This is a genomic window from Bacillus sp. DX4.1 (assembly GCF_030348195.1).
Taxonomy (GTDB): domain Bacteria; phylum Bacillota; class Bacilli; order Bacillales; family Bacillaceae_G; genus Bacillus_A.
Genome location: NZ_JAUCFT010000008.1, coordinates 1085630 through 1107140 on the forward strand (window position 1 = coordinate 1085630; position 21511 = coordinate 1107140).

General features: G+C 34.6%; 26 protein-coding genes and 1 pseudogene. 10 read left to right on the forward strand and 17 right to left on the reverse strand.

What is annotated here, in order from left to right:
* Positions 1 to 9: 9 nt before the first annotated feature.
* Together sdaAA and QUF99_RS08475 are read left to right on the forward strand one after the other, a co-directional pair.
* Entirely contained in the window at positions 10 to 900 is an 891-nt protein-coding gene (sdaAA, locus tag QUF99_RS08470) for an L-serine ammonia-lyase, iron-sulfur-dependent, subunit alpha (protein WP_289369459.1), read from the forward strand.
* Between the two features lie 273 nt (positions 901 to 1173).
* Entirely contained in the window at positions 1174 to 2493 is a 1320-nt protein-coding gene (locus tag QUF99_RS08475; RefSeq protein WP_289369461.1) for an aromatic amino acid transport family protein, read from the forward strand.
* Between the two features lie 75 nt (positions 2494 to 2568).
* Here the strand turns inward: QUF99_RS08475 and QUF99_RS08480 are convergent.
* Positions 2569 to 2724: pseudogene (locus QUF99_RS08480) on the reverse strand (IS6 family transposase); the annotation flags it as partial.
* Positions 2725 to 3274: 550 nt separating this feature from the next.
* On the opposite strand from QUF99_RS08480, the gene QUF99_RS08485 reads away from it, so the two are divergent.
* Positions 3275 to 4348, forward strand: a complete 1074-nt coding sequence (locus QUF99_RS08485; RefSeq protein WP_289369462.1) for a DUF5105 domain-containing protein — start codon at positions 3275 to 3277, stop codon at positions 4346 to 4348.
* A 594-nt stretch (positions 4349 to 4942) separates the two neighbouring features.
* Complete coding sequence (locus tag QUF99_RS08490; protein WP_289369464.1) at positions 4943 to 5302, forward strand: hypothetical protein; 360 nt, start codon at positions 4943 to 4945, stop codon at positions 5300 to 5302.
* A 28-nt stretch (positions 5303 to 5330) separates the two neighbouring features.
* On the opposite strand, the gene QUF99_RS08495 is transcribed toward QUF99_RS08490, so the two are convergent.
* On the reverse strand, positions 5331 to 5516 hold the full coding sequence (locus tag QUF99_RS08495; protein ID WP_289369465.1) for a YhzD family protein: 186 nt from the start codon (positions 5514 to 5516) through the stop codon (positions 5331 to 5333).
* A gap of 503 nt (positions 5517 to 6019) precedes the next feature.
* Here QUF99_RS08495 and QUF99_RS08500 point away from each other — a divergent pair.
* The 3 genes from QUF99_RS08500 to yhaM are packed head-to-tail and all read left to right on the forward strand — an operon-like array spanning position 6020 to position 11171.
* Positions 6020 to 7261, forward strand: a complete 1242-nt coding sequence (locus tag QUF99_RS08500; RefSeq protein WP_289369466.1) for a metallophosphoesterase family protein — start codon at positions 6020 to 6022, stop codon at positions 7259 to 7261.
* Positions 7258 to 10185 (forward strand): ATP-binding protein, encoded by a 2928-nt coding sequence (locus tag QUF99_RS08505; protein WP_289369467.1) that lies wholly within the window; start codon positions 7258 to 7260, stop codon positions 10183 to 10185. The genes QUF99_RS08500 and QUF99_RS08505 overlap by 4 nt, the downstream gene beginning before the upstream one ends.
* Positions 10186 to 10226: 41 nt before the next feature.
* Entirely contained in the window at positions 10227 to 11171 is a 945-nt protein-coding gene (gene yhaM, locus QUF99_RS08510; RefSeq protein ID WP_289369468.1) for a 3'-5' exoribonuclease YhaM, read from the forward strand.
* A gap of 156 nt (positions 11172 to 11327) precedes the next feature.
* On the opposite strand, the gene QUF99_RS08515 is transcribed toward yhaM, so the two are convergent.
* The 14 genes from QUF99_RS08515 to QUF99_RS08585 form a co-directional block, all read right to left on the reverse strand.
* The gene (locus tag QUF99_RS08515) at positions 11328 to 11786 is read right to left on the reverse strand and encodes an SMI1/KNR4 family protein (RefSeq protein WP_289369469.1); all 459 of its coding nucleotides are present in this window, start codon (positions 11784 to 11786) and stop codon (positions 11328 to 11330) included.
* 14 nt (positions 11787 to 11800) lie between these two features.
* Positions 11801 to 12253, reverse strand: coding sequence for a YrhA family protein (locus QUF99_RS08520; RefSeq protein WP_289369470.1), 453 nt, complete (start codon positions 12251 to 12253; stop codon positions 11801 to 11803).
* Positions 12254 to 12292: 39 nt separating this feature from the next.
* Entirely contained in the window at positions 12293 to 12601 is a 309-nt protein-coding gene (locus QUF99_RS08525) for a hypothetical protein (protein WP_289369471.1), read from the reverse strand.
* Between the two features lie 136 nt (positions 12602 to 12737).
* Complete coding sequence (locus QUF99_RS08530; RefSeq protein WP_289369472.1) at positions 12738 to 13199, reverse strand: SMI1/KNR4 family protein; 462 nt, start codon at positions 13197 to 13199, stop codon at positions 12738 to 12740.
* Positions 13200 to 13235: 36 nt separating this feature from the next.
* Positions 13236 to 13874, reverse strand: a complete 639-nt coding sequence (locus tag QUF99_RS08535) for an SMI1/KNR4 family protein (RefSeq protein ID WP_289369473.1) — start codon at positions 13872 to 13874, stop codon at positions 13236 to 13238.
* Between the two features lie 13 nt (positions 13875 to 13887).
* Positions 13888 to 14235 (reverse strand): hypothetical protein, encoded by a 348-nt coding sequence (locus QUF99_RS08540; protein WP_289369475.1) that lies wholly within the window; start codon positions 14233 to 14235, stop codon positions 13888 to 13890.
* A gap of 49 nt (positions 14236 to 14284) precedes the next feature.
* Positions 14285 to 14572: a hypothetical protein gene (locus tag QUF99_RS08545; protein WP_289369477.1), complete on the reverse strand. Its 288-nt coding sequence runs from the start codon at positions 14570 to 14572 to the stop codon at positions 14285 to 14287.
* Between the two features lie 428 nt (positions 14573 to 15000).
* A complete protein-coding gene (locus tag QUF99_RS08550) occupies positions 15001 to 15339 on the reverse strand; it encodes a hypothetical protein (RefSeq protein ID WP_289369478.1) in 339 nt (112 codons plus the stop codon).
* A 153-nt stretch (positions 15340 to 15492) separates the two neighbouring features.
* Positions 15493 to 15921: an SMI1/KNR4 family protein gene (locus QUF99_RS08555; protein WP_289369479.1), complete on the reverse strand. Its 429-nt coding sequence runs from the start codon at positions 15919 to 15921 to the stop codon at positions 15493 to 15495.
* A 22-nt stretch (positions 15922 to 15943) separates the two neighbouring features.
* Positions 15944 to 16414, reverse strand: a complete 471-nt coding sequence (locus QUF99_RS08560) for an SMI1/KNR4 family protein (protein ID WP_289369481.1) — start codon at positions 16412 to 16414, stop codon at positions 15944 to 15946.
* A 198-nt stretch (positions 16415 to 16612) separates the two neighbouring features.
* The gene (locus QUF99_RS08570; protein ID WP_289369482.1) at positions 16613 to 17038 is read right to left on the reverse strand and encodes an SMI1/KNR4 family protein; all 426 of its coding nucleotides are present in this window, start codon (positions 17036 to 17038) and stop codon (positions 16613 to 16615) included.
* 509 nt (positions 17039 to 17547) lie between these two features.
* The gene (locus QUF99_RS08575) at positions 17548 to 17856 is read right to left on the reverse strand and encodes a hypothetical protein (RefSeq protein ID WP_289369483.1); all 309 of its coding nucleotides are present in this window, start codon (positions 17854 to 17856) and stop codon (positions 17548 to 17550) included.
* A gap of 90 nt (positions 17857 to 17946) precedes the next feature.
* Positions 17947 to 18246, reverse strand: a complete 300-nt coding sequence (locus QUF99_RS08580; RefSeq protein WP_289374788.1) for a hypothetical protein — start codon at positions 18244 to 18246, stop codon at positions 17947 to 17949.
* Between the two features lie 40 nt (positions 18247 to 18286).
* Complete coding sequence (locus QUF99_RS08585; protein ID WP_289369484.1) at positions 18287 to 18505, reverse strand: hypothetical protein; 219 nt, start codon at positions 18503 to 18505, stop codon at positions 18287 to 18289.
* A 213-nt stretch (positions 18506 to 18718) separates the two neighbouring features.
* On the opposite strand from QUF99_RS08585, the gene QUF99_RS08590 reads away from it, so the two are divergent.
* Positions 18719 to 19708: a hypothetical protein gene (locus QUF99_RS08590; RefSeq protein WP_289369486.1), complete on the forward strand. Its 990-nt coding sequence runs from the start codon at positions 18719 to 18721 to the stop codon at positions 19706 to 19708.
* 15 nt (positions 19709 to 19723) lie between these two features.
* Here QUF99_RS08590 and QUF99_RS08595 read toward each other — a convergent pair whose 3' ends face one another.
* Positions 19724 to 20032, reverse strand: a complete 309-nt coding sequence (locus tag QUF99_RS08595) for a hypothetical protein (RefSeq protein ID WP_353958419.1) — start codon at positions 20030 to 20032, stop codon at positions 19724 to 19726.
* 33 nt (positions 20033 to 20065) lie between these two features.
* On the opposite strand from QUF99_RS08595, the gene QUF99_RS28500 reads away from it, so the two are divergent.
* Together QUF99_RS28500 and QUF99_RS08600 are read left to right on the forward strand one after the other, a co-directional pair.
* On the forward strand, positions 20066 to 20149 hold the full coding sequence (locus QUF99_RS28500; RefSeq protein ID WP_353958420.1) for a hypothetical protein: 84 nt from the start codon (positions 20066 to 20068) through the stop codon (positions 20147 to 20149).
* Positions 20150 to 20249: 100 nt separating this feature from the next.
* Positions 20250 to 20951 carry a hypothetical protein gene (locus QUF99_RS08600; RefSeq protein WP_289369489.1) on the forward strand — a complete coding sequence of 234 codons (702 nt, stop codon included), beginning with the start codon at positions 20250 to 20252 and terminating at the stop codon, positions 20949 to 20951.
* Positions 20952 to 21511 lie beyond the last annotated feature (560 nt).

A 21511-nucleotide genomic window follows, 5' to 3' on the forward strand; every position in this document is an offset into this window, starting at 1 on the left:
TGAAAAAATATGTATATGTCCATAAAAGAAATTGTAGATGCAGCTAATAAAAGGCAAAAGCCAATTTATGAATTAGCAATCGAACAGGAAATCGAACAAACTAAAACTTCTTATGAAGAAGTTTGGAGTAAAATGGAAAAAAATTTAGCGACTATGGAAAATGCCATACATAAAAGTATCGAGGGCGACGGGGTATTTTCTCCGACCGGTTTAACCGGAGGCGATGCTGTTAAAATAAAGAAATATCGAGAAAATAGAAAAACTCTTTCTGGAAATTTAATGGTGTTAGGGGTTCAAAGTGCTATCGGTGTTAATGAAGTAAATGCTTCATTAGGGGCTATTTGTGCGACTCCAACAGCAGGTGCAAGTGGGACAATCCCGGGAGTCCTATTTAGTATTAAAGATACGTTTCAGTTAAGTCATGAAGATATGGTCCATTTTCTATTCACTTCATCTTTATTTGGAATAATAGTCGCAAATAATGCTTGTATTTCCGGAGCGTACGGAGGATGCCAAGCTGAAGTAGGCAGTGCCTCAGCAATGGCGGCTGCTGCAGCGGTAGAAGCTGCCGGAGGAACGCCTCAGCAATCTTCTGAAGCTTTCTCAACCGCATTACAAAATTTACTCGGTTTAGTTTGTGATCCGGTCGCTGGTTTGGTAGAAATTCCTTGTGTAAAGAGAAACGCCGTTGGAACGGCAAATGCTTTAGTAGCAGCGGACATCGCATTAGCCGGCGTAAACAATATCATCAATGCTGACGAAGTTATTGAAGCGATGTATAGAGTTGGAAGACAGATGCCTCGCGAATTAAGAGAGACAGGTTTAGGCGGAATTGCGGCCACACCTACAGGGATTGCCATTAAAAGTAAAATTTTTGGAGAGAAACAATTAAAGCAATAAACAGTTATTGGGAATATTGTGAAATAGTTAACAATTCTATTCTCTATTGTTCTCCTAAGGATGCCTGTATATTAATAGCCATTATCACTAAAATATACTACTATACAATTAAAATGTTTTGTGAACGCTAACAAATCCATCAGGTTGATGATCAACTTAGAAGAAGGACACACGATGCGATGCACCTTGTAAGCAATTCATTTTTCAAGAATAGTCTATATTCCTAAGCCTTAAAAAGAGACGTAAGAATAGGATACAAGGAGGAATTATTATATGAATGGGAATACAGCAAAAAAAATAGAATTTCAAGCTGAAAATACTGCAGTAAAAAATGAGAAATATCCAGACCCTAAAAAGTGGCATAAACAGGATACCACCTGGGCATTGAGCCTTTTTGGAACAGCAATTGGAGCAGGAGTACTCTTTTTACCTATTAATGCAGGTTCAGGTGGTTTATTATCATTACTGTTAATTACCATACTTGCATATCCTGTTATGTACTACTCACATAGGGCGCTTGCTAAAATGATATACGCTTCCAATTCTGCTGATGAGGGGATTACAGGTACAATAAGAGAGTATTTCGGAAATAAGGCAAGTATCATTTTTAACATAGTATATTTCGTCTCAATTTATACTATCGTGCTGATGTATTCGGTTGCACTTACAAATACTGCAAGTAGTTTTATCGTGCATCAATTGCACATGCCGGAGCCTCCAAGGGCCATTTTATCGCTTGTATTAGTACTCGGTCTTATAGCTATACTAAATTTTGGTCAAGATATCACTGTAAAGATAATGAGCATGCTAGTATATCCTTTCATAGCTTCTCTACTTTTTATCGCAATATCTTTGATTCCACAGTGGAATACGTCAATGCTTAGTTTTTCAAGTGTTTCTACTGCTTCAACAGGAACAGGATATTTGGGAACGATATTGATGATACTACCAATCATAGTATTCTCGTTTAATCATTCTCCTATGATTTCGTCATTTGTTATGAAACAGAGAGCTACCTATGGAATAGAAGCTACTGATGCCAAATGTGCTCAAATACAAAAAGTTTGTTATATCATGACATTCGCTGTTGTTATGTTCTTTGTTTGGAGCAGTACCTTGAGTTTGACTCCAAATGATCTTATGATGGCAAAAGAACAGAACTTGTCAATTCTATCATATCTTGCTAATGAGCTTAATTCGCCTATCATTACTATTGCAGCTCCTATCATTGCTTTTATGGCCATAACAAAGTCCTTCCTTGGCCATTATATAGGAGCATATGAGGTAATGCGTGACATGATTATCAAGTCCAGTAAAACACGCGGAAAAGATATAGGAGAAAAAACAGTTAAGACAATGATCCTTACTTTTGTCGTATTAACATGCTGGTATGTTGCTTATGCAAATCCAAGTATTCTTGGACTCATTGATGCCCTTAGCGGTCCGTTAGTTGCTGCTATCTTATGTCTATTACCAATGTATGCGATCCGTAAAGTACCAGTACTAGCTAAATACAGAGGGAAAATGAGCAATGTATTTGTCATTGTTATAGGTGTACTTACTGTCCTAGCAAGTATTAAGTCATTATTCTAATTCACTATTGTTGGTTCTGGTGCAAAAATAGTGGGATATGAAAAAAGAACGAAAGATTCCTAGCGGAATTGAATTTTATGTTGTTAAACCAAAGAGATCATGGATAAGATATATCCGTTTTTGGACAGACTTCTCACCTTGGAGAGTTTGTCCTTTTTTGATCATATGCATAACTTCTATTCCAGCAATCACTTTTTTAGCTGTTTGCAATGATTTTAATCCAAGCATATTGGGGTGCCGCCCCACATCCATCAAGTTAAGAAATTATTTGTTCTCCAAAACGAAAAAAATGAGATGAACCCTTATAAATAACTAACTGTAGAGAAGTGAAATTTTCGTTTAGGGGTGCTTCAAAGTCTTAAGTTGCTGGGCATGCGATTTCCCCCTTTATACTTCAAAGCTATCATTGATTCATATTATAAGAGAATGATTTGAAAAAAGATTGCTCAAATCATTCTTTTTCTATTTGCTGTTATATCGAAATTAATTAATTTAATTAAACTATATATATATCCATTTTGATTTTTTGACATATAAGTCGCTGCTATGCAGAATACAACATGACCGCTACTTGCTTTCTCCTTTTGTTTTAAACCTCGCATGTGGCAGAAAAAGGCCCTAGCCGCTTCTATGCATGGTCAGATGCTCTCGCTTGCCTAAAAAGAAAGATGGTTTTTATGTCGATTTTTTAATTTAGATTTATATAGTTATAGAAATAATACTCGGGAATTTATGGTAAAATAGTAAATGTTTTTTAAATAAGGTAATGGAGGGGTTTTAAGTGCAACTTAGAAAGTTTTTTATGCTTTGTTTTGTGTTTATATTTACAGTAACTATTGTGAATGGTTGTAGTTCTTCACAAAGTTCCACAGTCGTAAAAAATGGAAAAGCATCGTCGTCTTCGAAAAATTTGGAAATTGAAGTTGAAAATGTTGAGTACGTATTACCACTGGGTGGATATACGGGGAAAATAAGTAAAGACAAAGTTTTAAAATTTAAAGTGAGTGTAAAAAATAAAGGGGATAAAACGTTAGAGATATCACCCCATGTCTTTGCTCTATATCAAGATGATGAAAAAATGCAAAAATATGATAAGGCTGATTCAGATAAATTACGTTTAACAGATTTAGCACCTGGTAAAAAAATATCTGGGACCCTACACTACGATGTGAATAAAGCTTCATCATATGAACTTGTTTATTCCGATGAGGCTACAAAAGAAAGAGAAGAGGAAACAGAAAAAGTTTCTTTTAAAATTGATACGAAAGAAATAGAAAAGAATACAAAAGACTTCAACAAACCAGCTGAAGCTCTAAAAGCCTACATAAATGCTATTTATTATGATAAAGATATAGACAAGATTAATAAGTTATCCGGCGAAGATGGAAAGCAATTTACTCAGAATATACTACAAGAATTTAAAAAAGATGCAACGTCCAGTACGTATAATGAAATTAGTGACCAGCAATTTGAAAGTTACTATAAAAAGTTAAAATCTGTATTACAGAAAAAAGTTACATTTAAAGTAAAATCAGTAAGTTCTTCTCCTGAGGATGATAAAGTGGAAGTAGAATTAAAAGTGAAACCATTATTATTGAGTGAATTGCAGTCAAAATTGAATAACGAAAATGAAAGATTACTAAGAGAAAATCCAGGAATCGAACAGTCTAAATTATTTAGTCAATCGTTTGATTATCTTATATCCATATTGCCAGAAGCGAAGGCTTCAGATAAAGAAAAAGTAATAAAAGTTGAGATGGAGCGATACGGAAAAGACCAATGGCGCTTTTCAAAAGATAAAGTAAGCGATGCAGAGGACATAATGGAAATAATGGGAGAATTTTTAAAACAATAGAAAGATGTAAATGTAGCTTTAAAATAAAGTTTGATTAAATTTTTACTAATAACCTTGATATAAAGACAAGTATAAAGAGCATATTTTGAAAAAAGATTGATCAAAACATGCTCGTATTTAATGTACTTCCCGAAAGAAGTCCCCATCTTCAAGCGCGTGACGGGCGATAGCCAAGCGATAAGGTGGGGATGAATTTCGGGAAGGCGAGTACTACAAGGCATGAGCGGTTCTCCTCGTAAATTCTTGACAAATACACGCATGTTTTGTCCCTCCTAAGAGTTTGTCTCCCTTCGCCAATGTTTGTAGGTGTTAGCAACTTCTTATGAAAGAAGGTTTGTGGTTGACCGTTCCTTCCCAATCAGAACTGTTACAGAGCCACCATAGAGCCAAGAACTAGGGAATTATTCTTGGGTATGCAACCTACGAACGTAGTCTACAAAAGGCTGAGGCTAGACAACCAAGGCTTTTTATTCATTCTGATTGTTACTTGAGGTACGGGAAATGAATGAAGGAAATGAATTTCCATATGAAAATGGTTAACTTCGGTGTAAAAGACATATATACTAGAGGTAGTATATAACGAGGTGGGCAGACGTGATTATAGAGAAGCACGAAATTCAAATTGATCAAATTACGAGCGGAAAGGTGAATATATTTACTTTTTATCGAAATAAAAAGCAAATTGACGATCCGTTTTTACAATTGCAAGAGCCGTCGCTTACGGCCAACTACTTTTTCCATTTTCATTTGGATGCAGAAAGCCTGCGTCTTCTACAGGAAGAATTTCCAAGCGTTTATCCGTACGACGGGAATGGAACGATTCTCGACTGGACGGATAAGATGAAGGATGAATTGCAGCGCCAAATCCAAACTGGACAGTGGAACAAGCGCGTCCGGCTTGGAAATCGCATTTTAGATGTGGTATTCAAATGGTGTGTTGAGGATATAGAATGAAAAAGAAGCGGATATGACGCTTCTTTTTTTAGCGCTGGAATAAAACAAGCTTTCCTGCTGAAGATGTGCAGCGGTGCGTATGCTCATACAATTGTTTTTCTCGTAAAATGGTTTCACCTTTTGATTTTGCTTCTGCTTCTGTCGTGGCCTCGAATGATTCGTCTAGTGCTTTCGAACCATCTTTTTCAAAGACTGTTAGTGTATATACTCCCATGAAAATTCCCCTCCAAATAAAAATCAGAATGTTATAACTATTTTGGCATAAAACGATAGATTATGCAAAAGAAATATGTGACATAACGTGTTAAAATAGAGGGAAACTTTCATCAGTGGGGAGTCCCACTGATGATTAGCTTTCACCAATCGGGCTTTTACGGGCAGTTATCCCACATCTATTTTTTGCACTGCTTTGCATCTTGGGGTGAGGATTTTACTGCCCGAGAATAGTGGGGGAAAGTGAAACTTATATAGGGAGTAAGCTAGTTTGTTTGCATTAGAGTAAGGATATATATCCATTTTGATTTTTCGACATATAAGCCGCGGCTATGGATAACAAAAGGTGATCTGCACTCGTTTTCTCTCTTTGTTTTCACTGTGTCTGGGCAGGAAAAGGATCTGACCGCTTCTATGCATGGCTGGATGCTCTCTCCCACCTAAAAAGAAGGGTTTTATGTCGGTTTTTTTAATTTGTATTTATATAGAAAGGATTGTTTATTTGTGAAACAAGTAAAGTTTATACATGCAGCCGATTTGCATTTAGATAGTCCATTTAAAGGGTTGGAAATGAATGTACCAACTAGGGTTTGGGAAAGAATGAAGCAAAGTACGTTTCAGTCGTTTGAGCGTATTGTAGATAAAGCGATTCAAGAACGCATTGATTTTGTATTACTGGCAGGGGATTTATATGATGCCGAAACGAGAAGCTTGCGGGCGCAAGTATTTGTAAGAGAGCAAATGAAGCGGCTTTCGCAGTATAACATTCCTGTTTTTATCATTCATGGAAACCATGATCATTTAGGCGGAAGCTGGGCGGCAATTGAGTTTCCAGAGAATGTTCATGTGTTTACAGAGCCGTACGTAGAGGAAAAGTCATTTTATAAAGATGGTGAACTGCTTGCATCCATTTATGGATTTAGTTACTTGCAGCAAGTTGTAACGGATAATATGACGGATCAGTATAACAAAATGAGTGATGCTCCTTTTCATATTGGAATGCTGCACGGAAGTGTCGAAGGAGATGCGGAGCATAATCGTTATGCACCGTTTCAGATCAGGGAGTTAAAAGCAAAACAATTTCATTACTGGGCCCTCGGCCATATACATAAGCGAGAGATTTTATCCGAGGAACCGTATATGATTTACCCAGGTAATATACAAGGACGCCACCGGAAGGAAACAGGAGAAAAAGGAGCATATGTAGTCACGTTAACAGAGCAAGAAACGACGTGTTCGTTTTTCAGTGCGGCGGATGTGATTTGGGAAGAAACCCAGATTGTAATCGATGAACTGCAAACGGTGGACAACTTGATGGAGGCTTGTACGGAAGCAATCAATGAATGGCGTAAAGAAGAGGAAGGAACGCTGTTGACAGTTGTGTTTACAGGACAAGGACCACTTTCTTCCTATTTACGAGATGAGAAGCGAGTGGAAGAGATTTTTCATATTTTAGCAGCGGGAGAAGAACGAAGAGATTTTGTGTACGTAATCAAGTGGAGAAATGAGACGATTTCGTTCGCGGACATTGAGCGGTTAAAAGAGGAAAATCATTTTGTTGGCAGTGTGCTGCAAGAGCTAGAATCTTTTTCGAATATGGATGCGGTGCTGCGAACAATTTGGACATCCCCTGTTGCTCGTAATGTCATTGAATCTTTTTCAGAAGAGGAAAAAGCAGAGATTCAAAAAGAAGCAGAGAATATTATATTAGAGCAATTATTTGAGCAAGAAAGGGGCAAAAAATGAAGATTGAAAAACTCCATATTTACGGTTATGGGAAATTAGAAAATGTGGAAATCGACCTTTCATTGCTGACGGTGTTGTACGGAGAAAATGAAGCGGGAAAATCAACGATTCGCTCGTTTATGAAGAGTATATTGTTTGGTTTTCCGACAAGAGGACAGCGGCGCTATGAGCCGAAAGAAGGCGGGAAGTATGGCGGTGCGATGACCGTGATAACAGAGCAGCATGGGCGTTTGAAAATTGAGCGTCTTCCAAAAAACGCTGCTGGTGAAGTGACGGTTTATTTTGAAGATGGAAAAACAGGCGGCGAAGAAGTGCTGCGTGGGCTGTTAAGTGGAATGAACGAAGGACTGTTTGATTCTGTTTTTTCATTTGATATGCATGGTTTACAAAATATTCATCATGTAGGCGAAGCAGAAATCGGGAATTATTTATTTTCAGCAAGTGCAGTTGGAAGCGATGCGCTACTGCAGCTAGATAAAAAGTTAGAAAAAGAAATGGAGCAGCGCTTTAAACCGAATGGTCGTAAGCCAGAAATTAATGCGTCGCTTCAAGAAGTAAAGAAAATCCAGGAGAAGCTTACAGAGTGGCAAGGGAAAATTGATACGTATGAAAAGCTGACGCAGCAACAAAAAGAGTGTGAACAGCGCCTCGTTTCGATTTGTAATGAAAAAGAAATGGCAGGAAAGCGGAAGCAAGACTACGAAGTGTTAGCAGCACTGCAGCCACTTGTTATTGAACAGCGTGCATATGAAAAATTGCTAGAAGAGCAGGCGCAGCCATTCCCTGTTCGCGGTACGGTACGTTATGAAACGATAAAGGCAAAGCTTGAACCACTTCAAGTGCAAGTAGATGCATTGACGAAAAGAATGGAAATGGTGCAATCGGAAGTAAATACAATCCAAATACAAGAAGAACTTCTTCAAAAAGAAAGCTATGTAGAAGATTTGCGCATGCAGTATATGTCATACGAAAATGCACGCCAAGAAATACGTGATTTCACAGGGCGCCTTGGACATATAAAAGATGAGATAGAAGAGCTTGAGCAGCAAATTGGTACGACACTTGAGCGAGAATCAGTCCTTTCGTTCGATACAAGTCTTGCGGCAAAAGAGCTAGTGACACAAACGGTGCAAAAGGCGAGAGAACTAGATGGGCGAAAGCAACAGTTAGATGAACGCTTTAAGGCTGTACAAGAGCAGTTAGAAGAGCAGGAAGATAACGTGAAGCAAATTCGTCAGCAAATGTTGTCTGATGAAGAGCGGCAGACATATGTAGAAAAAGAGAAATCGTTTCAAGGAGCAATGTTTGCAGGAGCCGATGCTGAACGTGTGAAACGTAAATATGAAGATCGGATGAAAGAAGTGCAGCAGAAAAAGAAACGTTGGCAGATGATCTGCTTTCTTTTATTGCTGATGAATACAGGTGTTTTACTGACAAGCTTATTTCTTAATAACCGCACGTTGTTATTTACAAGTGTTCTATTTTTTGTAGCAATTGTGCTTGTACTTATTTTATATAAAGACACTGCTTCTGACGGTTTGCAAGAGGAGTTGCTTGAACTGCAGCGGAGTACGGGAGGAAGCCAAAATGAAGAGGCACTTTCAATCCGTTATCAATTAGAAAAAGATGAAGAAATCCGTAAGTTATTTGAGCGAGAATCTTATAAGTTACAACAAATAGAACGGACATACGATAAAGCTGTTTCTGCATACGAAGAATGGGAACGGGATACGTTTCATGTGGGGGAGCAAGCCGGCGTGTATAAAGAACGTTATATGTTTCCACACTTTTACACACATGCACATCTATTGCCAGCATTTGAACGACTTGAAAAAATGCAGCAGTTATACCGTGAGTTAGGAAAACAAACGGAGCGAAAAGAATTATTACAAGAAATGATTTCGCAGTTTGAACATAAACTAGAAGACGTTATGGAAGATACGTCTTCTAGCAATCTTCATATGATAAGCGACCGTATCCAAAAGGAAAAAGAAAAACAGCAAACGCGTCAGCAACTTCTGCAAAAGCTGACCGATTGGCAGGAAGAATACGGATTATTACAGCAGCAAGTGCAGCAACTAGTAGCAGAAAGAGAGCAACTATGGAATATGGCAGGAGCTGCTGATGAAGAAATGTTTTTTGAAGCGGGTAAGCAAGCAGAGAAAAGGGAAGACGCAGAGAGACAAGTGCAGCGATTGCTGCCGCAAATTGATATGTTAGAGCAGCGCCTAACAAGTTTATCGCTGAGGGAGCATTACGGGGCCCAAGGATATGAGGAACAACTCCGGCAAGAAGCGCTACTTATTGAAAAGCTCATGTTACAGGAGAAGGAAATAACGCACCGTATTGCGGAGTACCGCGTAGAAATTGCTAACTTAGAAGAAGGCAGTACGTACGGTGATTTACTGCATGAATGGGAAATGAAAAAGTCACATGTACGTGAGCAAGTGAAAAAGTGGGCCGCGTATGCAGCGGCGAAAACAGTGTTAACAAAAACGAAGCAATATTATCATGAAGTACAGCTGCCACGCATTTTGCAAAAGGCGGAGGAGTATTTTGTATACTTAACAGGTGGACAGTATATAAAGATCTTTTCGCCGTCAGAAGAAGAGCCATTTATAGTGGAACGCAGCGATGGCACTCGTTTTTACAGTCATGAACTGAGTCAAGCGACAGCGGAACAGTTGTACTTGTCACTCCGTTTTGCGCTAGCCCAAACATTTGAACACTCGTATCCATTTGTTATCGATGATAGCTTTGTACATTTTGATGCACTGCGGACGGAAAGAACGATAGAGCTTGTGAAAGAAATTGCGAAAGATAGGCAAGTGATTTTCTTTACATGTCATGCTCATCTATTATCATTCTTTAAGGAAAAACAGATTATGAAATTAACACGTGAACGTAAAGAAAATGCCATGTAATATGCTATACTAAAAGTACTTAAGTTGGTGGAGGAATCAGAATGAAAAAGAAAATTGCAGAATATGAAGTTGGTGAACAAGTCGATATCTTTTTGTTAATTAAGACAGCAACAAAAGGAATCGCAAGTAATGGAAAGCCGTTTTTAACAGTTATTTTACAAGACCAAAGCGGTGATATTGAAGCAAAGCTATGGGATGTATCACCTGAAGTGGAGCAGCAATATGTAGCTGAAACAATCGTGAAAGTAGCTGGAGATGTTCAAAATTATAAAGGACGCATTCAATTGCGCGTGAAGCAAATCCGCGTTGCAAATGCAAATGAAGTGACAGATATCTCAGACTTTGTAGAAAAAGCGCCAGTGAAAAAAGAAGATATGGTGGAAAAGATTACGCAGTACATATTTGAAATGAGAAATCCAAACATTCAACGTTTAACGAGACACTTATTGAATAAACATCAAAATGAATTTTTAGAATATCCAGCAGCAACGAAAAATCACCATGAGTTCGTATCAGGACTAGCGTACCATGTTGTATCGATGCTTGATTTAGCAAAAGGAATTGCGACATTATATCCATCTCTAGATAAAGATCTATTATATGCGGGTGTTATTTTACATGACCTTGGTAAAGTCTTTGAATTATCTGGTCCAATTTCAACAACGTATACGCTAGAAGGAAATTTGCTTGGCCACATTTCTATTATGGTGAACGAAATTGGAAAAGCGGCGGAAGAGTTGCAAATTGAAGGCGAAGAAGTATTAATTCTTCAGCATATCGTGCTTTCTCATCACGGAAAAGCAGAGTGGGGTAGTCCGAAACCACCGTTAGTGAGAGAAGCAGAGATTCTACATTACATTGATAACTTAGATGCGAAGATGAACATGATGGACCGTGCGCTTGGACGTACGAAACCAGGTGAATATACAGAGCGTGTCTTTGCGCTTGATAATCGTTCGTTTTATAAGCCGACGTTTCATAACTAAATAAACCCTTATAAGGCAAGTGATTTTAGTGTATAGCTGAGATCACTTGCCTTTGTTATTTTAAAAAAATATTGTAATTAAAATAAACAAAAGAGGCCCCAAATGTGAGGTCTCTTTTGTTATAGAGTATTGTATTCGACCAAATATCTTTATTAATTATTCTTCATCTTCGTCTTCAAAATCGCGTAAGCTATCAAGTAATTCCTGAAATGACGAACAAACAGGATAAATTGCTTTTTTCATATCTTCTTCTTCGTGTTCCCAAAATACAACGGTTGGGACTTCAGGATTATTTCGATAATCAAAGCATAAAAAGTTTCCGTACGGGTCTGTGGCAAACGGATATACCTTATCTACTAATCTATCTTTTATGCCTTCATATGCCCGAAGAATGGAGTACTTACTTTCTGAATCCAAAGTTAATAGGTAACTGAATACACTTCCATCTTGCCCCTGTATATCAAATACTTTTGGATGTGGATATCCTCCGTCATACTCTTTCACACAATCAATAAAATCATTAGGGAACTTTACACCCAAATACTGTTCTACTTGCTGAATTTGTTCATCTGTAATTTTCTTTTTTCTTACATTAAACCATGTAATATTGTTCATTTTAATGCACCATACTAAAGAAGATGATCTTGTAATGCCGCCTCAATCATCGTATTGAAATCATTATATATTTCCATTACTGTACCAGATGGTTTATCAAGTTCCACATATGTACCGTCAGATAAGTTTTTACAAAACCATGCTATATCTGAATCCCCAAGAAATAGATATATCTTTTGCCACTCATTTTCATACCAAATCTCATTCGTGTCTATAAGTCCACAAATTAGTTCATCTCTTTCTGTGTTTAGTAAAGAAGGGTCAACTCCATAAATAACTAGCCCGTTAAAATCTAAACCATTTACAGTTTTAAGAAACTCTTCATATTCACTCGGTAAGTCAACATGAAAACTCTCTTTCACATGTTCTCTCAATCTCTGAACTTCAGTATCTGTTGCTGGTGTATTTAGTTTACTATTAAAGCTTTTTTCTATTTTTTCAATTTCTACAATCAGATTTCTCCACATAAAAAACACCCCGCTGATCAAAGTTTTACTTTATTAAGTTTATATAATAAAAGCGATGTATTCTGGGAAATCTATATGATTCATATTTTCCATACCACCATTTTCTCTTATATGAACATATATTTTGTAAATACATTTATAAAATAAGGAAATATGTTCTTTCGGCATATCATCTAGTAAAACAAATGCTTCATCAGGGATCATTTTATTTTTTAAAACTTTAAAATTCCATCTACTATAAAGATCTGGATATAACATACAAGATTCAGTATCTGGACCAAAATTGTAAATTACACTTTCTTTATCTTCATTCTCTTTTGTTATTATGATTGGTGGATATCTGCCCATTGTTTTAAACACTCCTTACTTCTTTGGTAAGAGGGAATTGAAGGCTTCATTCGTTGTATAATTCCCTTCAAATCAAGATTGAAAGTATCCATTTCTAGTTAGTTTTATATCATGTTCTAAATCGGAACGGATTCATCTACTCCATATAATAGTCAGGCTGTTCAACCATTTTGATTAAAAATTCTTCTAAAGAATCTGCTATCTTTGTTTCACCATAATATATAGGACATTGACCTAATGCATTTTCCTCTTTAAATTTAATTGTTAAAAAACTCAATTCCGTTACTTCAAAAAATACGAATGATTCTTCATCATCTATACCATCTAAGTTTGGATTATATTCATAAACATCTTGTCTTAAACGAAAATCCGCAACCGAGATCGGGTCCATAAATCTGTTGAAAAATGTTCTTTTATCAGATTTTAAAAAACCACACCCTATTTCTTGATAAAAGCGTTTCAATTCTTTTGGGAGTTCCATTTGTAATAGGCTTTCTGCTTCATTTATCTCTTCTTCATATATAGGATAGAAAATAGGTGTTTGGTTAGAACGGACACTTCTGTCTGCTACAATGTACTTTTTCAAAAAATCAAACATAGTTTTTACAACCTCCGCTTTATTTTTAACTAAGACTTAATGTTCATCAATGGGTATTAGATTTAGCACGACACCAAATGGTTTTAATTTTTGGATTAATTTTTTCGCCTTACCATACGGAAAATTCTTTACTACTGTAAAAGGAAGATTTTTTGAACCCTTTAATAAATCTGCTGCTGGCATATCAGTTCCTAATACACTTTTTATTTTTACTAAGTCTTTTAATCCTCCATTGGGAGTTTCTACTAGCACTATATTGCAAATGTCAGGAATTCTATTAGTTGTTATATTGAAACACCCAAAATTTATCCACTCACTAAAATCTAAGGTGATGATCGTAGCGTGATTTGGATTCATATCTCCCGAATCAACAAGCAGAACTTCTTTGCTATCCGTACTTTGTAACATTAAGAAAACATTACCGCTACCATCATCACCAATCGCAACATATCCATTCGCATACTCATTTACTTCCAAAGTCTTATTTCGTTCTACAATTTCATCTGTACCATAAATTGTTACCCCTCCATTGATTGAAAAGCCATTGGTGTATGTTAATAAATCTTTATATACATGGGGGAATTTTATTTTCATCAAGTCTTCTAATTCTTGAATTTCAATATCATTTCCTGGTTTATTTTTGATGAAACCAGGAATGTTAGATAAATCTATCATTGGATAAAGCCTCCTAGATATTATCATCTTCTTCCACTAATAATGCATCAAATCGTTCTATATCCGCTGCAATTTGACGTGATAATTCAATCCCATTCATAAATCTTGTAAAAGTTATTTCTCTAATATCTTCATAAGTTTGTTTGAAAATCTTAAACAACAATTTAATTGAAGATAAATCTTCAATTAACTCTTTCATATTTTTCATTTCTTCTTTATTCCGGCGGTTAACGATTAGTATTGGAGACTTATGTTTAATATTAGTTTGAATTTCAGCTAATGATAAATTTGTATACTTTTTTATTTTCATCAACAAACTTCCTTTAACATCAGATTCAAGTACGACAGAATAGATAGCCAAATTTTATCCCTCCAACAATAAAAATCTATCAAATGCAAAAATAGGAAGTTTATCTCCAACGCCATGCGACCGTTGTATCTTCAATATAAACGGCTGGTATATCGATTCCTAAGTATTTCCCTTCACTTTCATCGAAAACAGACCAATTCCTATCATCTAAAAATTCTGGATCTGCACTTTCAAAATCAAATGCATTGTCTTCATCAATCATCCCACGAAAATATTCGTAAAATGGCTTACTATTCTCATTTAAGTGGATACTCCCGTACATCCATGGGTAGTCTGTGTACACTTCCGAAATTTCACCTAATGCAATATCTTTAAAGTATAGTTTCATATAGGCACCTGCTTACTCATGTATTTTATATACTCCTTTAGTAGTTCGGCTTTAATGAAATACTTATTATCCATTTTATTCTACTTTTATCTAGGGGATAAGAGGGCGCAGGTTAATAGGGAGGGGGGATATGCTAGTATGGTTCATAAAAAAGCCGAATCGTATAGATCGCAGTATATATAAATCCATTTTGATTTTTCGACATATAAGCCGCGGCTGTGGATAACAAAAGGTGACCTGCACTCGTTTTCTCTCTTTGTTTTCACTGTGTCTGGGGCAGGAAAAGGATCTGACCGCTTCTATGCATGGCCGGATGCTCTCTCCCACCTAAAAAGAAGGGTTTTATGTCGGTTTTTTAATTTGTATTTATATAGATTTTATACTTGGCTACATTTAGAGTTTTTAGAGATTTGAATGGACCACAGCATCTATTCAGTAGACTCATCACCAAACATCAACTCATCTAATTCTTCTATATCTTTTTCTATGCCTTTATTTCTTACAATTAAATTTTGAATCATTTCTAATGTAACGATATGATCGTTTTGATAAAATCGTAATTCGGCTCCCATACTTATTAACTTTTTAGCAGTACGTTCCAAAGAAGTTAACCCATCAGTATCATAACTTTCTTTGATCATTACCGGTTCCATTGTTTCAATATTCTTTTTGATTTCACTAATTGCCTGGGAAGTGACTTTTCTTAACAAAGGGATGTATGTATTAGTATTTTTATCAGTTACTATTATTAATTTAACGATGGCCAAATTTGTCCCTCCTATAAAGATAAGATAGTATGATTTAAGTGGTCTTTTACTTTTATATTAATTAATTCATTATGGATATTTTCTAAAGCGGGAATATTAGCTATTATTCTAAATGGTACAACTAAATTTAATTAGAAGTGTATGCTAGCTGAACTATGACAATAGTTCTTCTACTCCTATACCATCTACTAACAATGTTTTTAAAGAAGGGGATATTTTAATCGCTTCCTCAATGTCTAAATCTCCAAAATCCACTATATAGAGTCCAAATCCTTCTTTTCCATCCGCATATAATAATGCTTTTCCACCCTCGTCATCGCCAATTGCCAGTGAATTCGGTATATACTTTTGGACATTATGTGCTTCATTTATCTCTATACAGTCAGTTGGACCCCAAATCCGTATATATATTTCGTTATTTACATTAATTTCTGCATTTGTACTATGTTGAATTACCTCTAAATAATCAAGTGGTACATCTATTGATGAAAAAACTTGTAATTCTTGAAGGGCCTCTTTAGTTGTTGGCGGTTCTTGAGTTTCTAATGTGAAGATCTTATTTAATTTTTTTAGTATATGCATTAAGAAGCAATCCTTTCAAAAGCTACTCTTTTAACATACTTAAAAAACTACTAAAGTTATTAGCGACTTCACTAGTCTCAGGATTAAGCTCTTCTGATTCTTCATGATACCAAACCACAACAGATGGTATTTCTTTTTCTCTAAAATCTAAGCAAAGGAAATCACCTGCAAATAAAGCTGCGAATGGGATAACGTGTACTCCTGTTAAATCTTCGTCATCAGTTAAACGAGTATCAATTTGGGATAATACGACCTCTATATCATACCAACCATTTTCAGTATCTTCCTCTGGATTACTTAGCAAACATAAGAAACGTTCAATTAAAAATTCGTGGTTTTTATGTGTAAAAACGTTAGTAATAGGAATAGAACCATTATATGTCTTCAAAAAATCTATAAAATCATCTGGTAATTTTATTTCACAATACTTTTCAAATGATTGAATCAATTCATCACTTGGTGGTTGCAGTTTACTATCATTGTTAGTCTTCATTTTAGTCCCCCCAATTTTGTATCATCAACGAGTTCTATAAAAGCATAAATTTTCTATTTTGCACGACCTTCAGTGTCAAGCTTTGTATATAGGATGTTACCTTAATCCATTTACTTTTTTGAATTTCATTGTTAAAAAGTTTAATTCGATTATTTCAAAGGACACGAGTGATTCTTTATCATCTACGCAATTTATATTTTACGTCAAAAAATTTGGTAAACCTTCTATCCATGTTTTAAAGGTATCACAATATTCTTCGAATCTCCCTGTATCGTGATAGTAATAATAAACTTTTGATTCTAATATATGTAAGCAAAAATAATCTCCATTCCCAATACCATAGAATGGCATCATATTTGAATCCCAATTTCCACTATTCATTTCGTGATTATATATTTCTTCTATTGGATCATTTCCGTTTGTTTTACCTTTTGACACATTATAAATATCACCTGGAAATGCCCATAATGACATTAATTCAATAAAATACTTAAATTCATCACTAAATGAGCAATTAAACTGATCACTTAATTCTTTCCATTCTTTATCTGTTGGCCTATCCAATGTTTCTATTTCTCTTTCTATAATAGTTGATAATATAGACTCTATTTCATTATATTCCATTCTTTTTCACCCTTATTTTTAAATTTAATTGCCTGTTTCTCATAACATATACCTCATTACTATGTATTTTCAAGTGCACTAGAAACACAATTTAAAGCGGCTTTACAGTGGGCGTATATTGCGGGATACGAAGTGTGATATGAAATAGATAAGGGGGCGGAACTGATGGAAGTTCCACTTTATTTTAACATATTTTAGGGGGGGGGGAGATGTCGCCGGTACTGTAGATGTAGGATTAGGATTTATGATTGATGAGAAGATTAGGGTAAATGGTTTATTGCAATGTAAAGTGCACAACAGTAAGAGCAAAACATGCTATGTAACAGTTAATGAAGTCTATGTATATGTGAAGTAGTAAAAAGACCGCCTCAATCAATATAGGAGTCGGCCTTTATTAGTTTAATCTGTTGCATTCATGATCGACTTGTATAAGTAAATCAATTAAAGGTAGAGAGTAATTTTAAGAGTCTACGATAATTCTTAGGTAGAATGGCTAATGATTATAAAGACTACACAATAAACTCAAGGTATTCCGGGAAATCTATATTATTCATATTTTCCATACCACCATTTTCTCTTACGTGAACATATATTTTATGAATACATTTATATAACAAGGAAATATGTTTCTTAGGCATATCATCTAGTAAAACAAATGCTTCATCAGGGTTAGTTTCATTCTTTAAAACTTTAAAATTCCATCTACTATAAAGATCTGGATTCAACATACAAGATTCAGTATCTGGACCAAAACTGTAAATTACATTTTCTTTATCCTCATTCTCTTTCATTATTGCAATCAGTGGATATCTTCCCATAGTTCTAAACACTCCTTAATCAAAAACTTTATTAAGAGGAATTTTTAAATGCTCGTCAAAAGGTATCATAGGTTCAGCTTCAGACGACGCTCATGGCTGTTTAGAATCAACTGTCTTACGATGTGCTGTTTTATAATTAGTTTTAAAAATTCTTTCAAATTGAGATTCAAAGTATCCATGTTTAAGTAATTGTATATCATTTTCATGATGAATACCTTTTTCTAAACGTTGCCAAGCTCTTGCGATTCCCAAATTAGGGTCAAATCTATCTACTCCTCGATCAAGAATATGTTCTTTAATTCGATTGATTCGTTCTTCCTTTGTCGAAGCCACCTGTGATTGAACAGCATTCGGAAGAGCATCGTTCTGACGAATTAATTCTTCACACAAGTAAATGATTCCTTGAGCAAAAGGAGGGGACAATGTCCAATTACTTCGGCACTATAGACTCATCACCGAACATCAACTCATCTAATTCTTCTATATCTTTTTCTATGCCTTTATTTCTTTCAATTAAATTTTGAATTATTTCTAATGTAACGATATGATCGTTTTGATAAAATCTTAATTCTGCTCCCAAGCTTATTAACTTTTCAGCTGTATGTTCTAAGGAGGTTAAACCATCAGTATCGTAACTTTCTTTTATCATTACTGGTTCTAGTGTTTCGATATTCTTTTTGATTAAAGAATTCTAAGAGGGTTAGAAAAATAACACAAAAAATCTGGAACAAATTTACTATGATATAATTTGAATGTGCATCTTGAAGGTAAAGGAGGATCTATTTATTAATGAAATCATCTCTATAGTAGCTATATCTTAGTATTTAATAAAGATAAACTTCATAATAAAGAGGCGTTTATATTGAAAATAATTAAAAACGTAATATTGTTAGCTGTATGTTTCTTATTTTTGAGTGGTTGTAACCATGAAAATGAAAAAGAGGTAAAAACATATTTTAAAGAAAAATATGGAATTGATGTTATTGTAACAGATTGGGGAGGAATACATTCAGGGAATATGGGACATACATATCATACTGTTCAAGTAAAAAATAATAAACACATTCAATTCCGATTGGAAGTAGATGGTTTATTTTATTCTACAATAATAGGTGATGAATATAAAAATGGTAAAAATGCATATGAAGAATATGAAAAATTCAAACCAATTCTGAAAGAAATCGAAAAGTTAGGATTCTCGGAACTTGAAGAGGAAAATACTATTCAATATATAACTGATCATAATGAAGAACTACTAAACAATAATTTGTTACTAACTTTAAAAACTAGTAACAAAATCGATTATAGTCAATTTGAATCGACAGAATTAGATCGCTTCTTTGCTTTATTACAACTCATTCAAAGGAATAATAAAAAAATAACAGAGCTTAATATAAAAGACAATGCAGGTGAGTATACTAGATTTTATTATACAAACATACAAAAAAATCCAACGAAAGAGGAACTGCTACTAGCAATGAAAAACGCATCACCAGATTACTGGACATATTTAATTGAAACACAAGTTCATGACAAAATAAAAGAAATTCAAAATGAAAGATTTATATTCAAAGAAATTACTTGTTCATATACAAAAAATGGGGATTGTCCAGAGTATAACGTAACCTTAGATTTTAATGATGGTATGTTGCAATATAAAAACAACCCAAATCTAATCGAGGATTTAACCAGATTAGCCACTTGGATTAAAGAAGAACTACATAACAAACAATTCCATATTACATTGACCTATAAAGGAGGTACGAAGTTTGAAGGGAGGATGTTATCAGAAGATATGGAAAAAAGTAATAGCGTTGAAGATTATATGAAAGAATATTTTCTTGAAAAATAATTACATATTGTTTATTTACTCCAAGTATATAATGGATATGCTGTAACTATTTTTCCAAATGAGGAATGAGTGCAAAAGCACACCAAAATCCCGAATCGTGGTACAGCTCATACAGACGGAGAAGTCATCTTTTTTTACTTGAACTGCGCATAATGTACCTTTAAATTCATTATATTCTTTTAAGTTATCTAATACTTCATCAATTTGTTGCAACCACCAATTAATTGGAATGCCTTGTATATCATTTTCTAAAAATGTTGCTACAATTTCTAGTTCTTTTGGCAATTCTATTTTTAAAGAATCTAGGCCTTCATTTTTTGTTATATTATAGTAAGCGTCAAATATTCCCCACCTACCATTTGTAAATTTGATTATAACTGGTACTATTTAAATAGTAGTGGAGTCATGGTAACCGGACATCAAGTAATTAATGGAATATGATTTTTGGCTAGATGGTAGATGTATAGCGGAATGATTGATAAAACTAATAAATACACTAAAAGAATCTACTTAAAATGAATATATGAAAGGTATGAAAAGTATGGAGAAAAAAATTCTATCTGAGACAGTAAATGACATGATATTATCTGGTAAGAAAGTTGATACAATTAAAGATAAAGATGAAATTAAAAGAGTATTTGCCAATGAAGGAATACCTATTTTTGATAAAGTAATTGATTTTCAAGTATCATTTGGTGGCATTTGGTATAAAATTGGTAAAAGATTTTATGAAGGTTTCCAAATGGATATGTTTTACTTCAATGAATTTGAAGCAAAATATGAACTTAGATTTTTTACAAAAGAAAACGGAAAATACTATTTTCAATGTATGGATTATCATTATGCAGGAGATATTGGACCTTGTATTGATGAGGATGGGAAAATATATTATTTCGGCATGGGATATTTTTTCATTAGTGCTGACAATATAGAAGAATTTTTAGACGATGAAGCAATTAAATATTATATTGTTAATAAGCATCAAAATTGGCTAACACGTGGTGCTGAAAAGAGTGAAATTGATGAGTTTAAAAAAACGAAAGCTTTGAATAAAATTAAGAGAGAATCATTTTCAGATAAATACTTTGAGTGGTGGTGCAATACCGAAGAAACAATTTTTATAAGAAGAAGAATTGATTTAGTAAGTAAATATAATTATGCAAGAGTATATTGTAAAAACCAAAAGGTATTAGAGCAATTGTATAAGTCGAACATATCAGCATCTGTTTTTCCCTCTTTATAACTGAAAATAAATATTAATCTTGAGCCAAAGTAGTTTGTTTTATTAATTATATAATTTAAGACACTAGTGTTGCATAAATGATGATTGAAAATTCAAATTATTCATTTCTGTGGTTCAAAACCAAAAAAGGAAACATCCCAATAAAGGTGGATCTATCCATTTGGTTTTTATTTACAATTATACTTGAGTGACGTCGACATTTTGCTTTGTTATGGCACACATTTCCCTTCGATTTTCCAAATCCAAATATGTGCTACCTTCCAAAGCGCAGCCTTTAAGTACCGGCTAATTTGCAGGATTTTACGTTTACATATTATATTTATATTTCATAGTTTGATACCTCACATTCTTTAATACATTGGATAAGCAGTTATGATTTTACTATAGCCCTCATAAATATCCTCGACACCATGTTTAAATTTCTCAAGTAAAGGTTCATCTTTTTTTACTTTCTTTTTGCTTCCTCATTTAACACGATTTTCAGCATCTCCATTTATTACATCATTAATAAATGAGTCTGATAAGACATTCCACATAGCAGGAAGAGTTTCATCATAAGT

Bases quoted from the DNA above. Each gene is read 5' to 3' on its own strand.
- QUF99_RS08525 (WP_289369471.1), bottom strand. From the start codon at position 12,601: ATGGGCAGATATCCACCAATCATAATAACAAAAGAGAATGAAGATAAA.
- yhaM (WP_289369468.1), top strand. From the start codon at position 10,227: ATGAAAAAGAAAATTGCAGAATATGAAGTTGGTGAACAAGTCGATATC.
- QUF99_RS08575 (WP_289369483.1), bottom strand. From the start codon at position 17,856: ATGGGAAGATATCCACTGATTGCAATAATGAAAGAGAATGAGGATAAA.
- QUF99_RS08535 (WP_289369473.1), bottom strand. From the start codon at position 13,874: ATGATAGATTTATCTAACATTCCTGGTTTCATCAAAAATAAACCAGGA.
- QUF99_RS08520 (WP_289369470.1), bottom strand. From the start codon at position 12,253: ATGTGGAGAAATCTGATTGTAGAAATTGAAAAAATAGAAAAAAGCTTT.
- QUF99_RS08570 (WP_289369482.1), bottom strand. From the start codon at position 17,038: ATGGAATATAATGAAATAGAGTCTATATTATCAACTATTATAGAAAGA.
- sdaAA (WP_289369459.1), top strand. From the start codon at position 10: ATGTATATGTCCATAAAAGAAATTGTAGATGCAGCTAATAAAAGGCAA.
- QUF99_RS08495 (WP_289369465.1), bottom strand. From the start codon at position 5,516: ATGGGAGTATATACACTAACAGTCTTTGAAAAAGATGGTTCGAAAGCA.
- QUF99_RS08545 (WP_289369477.1), bottom strand. From the start codon at position 14,572: ATGAAACTATACTTTAAAGATATTGCATTAGGTGAAATTTCGGAAGTG.
- QUF99_RS08585 (WP_289369484.1), bottom strand. From the start codon at position 18,505: ATGATAAAAGAAAGTTACGATACTGATGGTTTAACCTCCTTAGAACAT.
- QUF99_RS08530 (WP_289369472.1), bottom strand. From the start codon at position 13,199: ATGTTTGATTTTTTGAAAAAGTACATTGTAGCAGACAGAAGTGTCCGT.
- QUF99_RS08505 (WP_289369467.1), top strand. From the start codon at position 7,258: ATGAAGATTGAAAAACTCCATATTTACGGTTATGGGAAATTAGAAAAT.
- QUF99_RS08600 (WP_289369489.1), top strand. From the start codon at position 20,250: ATGGAGAAAAAAATTCTATCTGAGACAGTAAATGACATGATATTATCT.
- QUF99_RS08515 (WP_289369469.1), bottom strand. From the start codon at position 11,786: ATGAACAATATTACATGGTTTAATGTAAGAAAAAAGAAAATTACAGAT.
- QUF99_RS08560 (WP_289369481.1), bottom strand. From the start codon at position 16,414: ATGAAGACTAACAATGATAGTAAACTGCAACCACCAAGTGATGAATTG.
- QUF99_RS08475 (WP_289369461.1), top strand. From the start codon at position 1,174: ATGAATGGGAATACAGCAAAAAAAATAGAATTTCAAGCTGAAAATACT.
- QUF99_RS08555 (WP_289369479.1), bottom strand. From the start codon at position 15,921: ATGCATATACTAAAAAAATTAAATAAGATCTTCACATTAGAAACTCAA.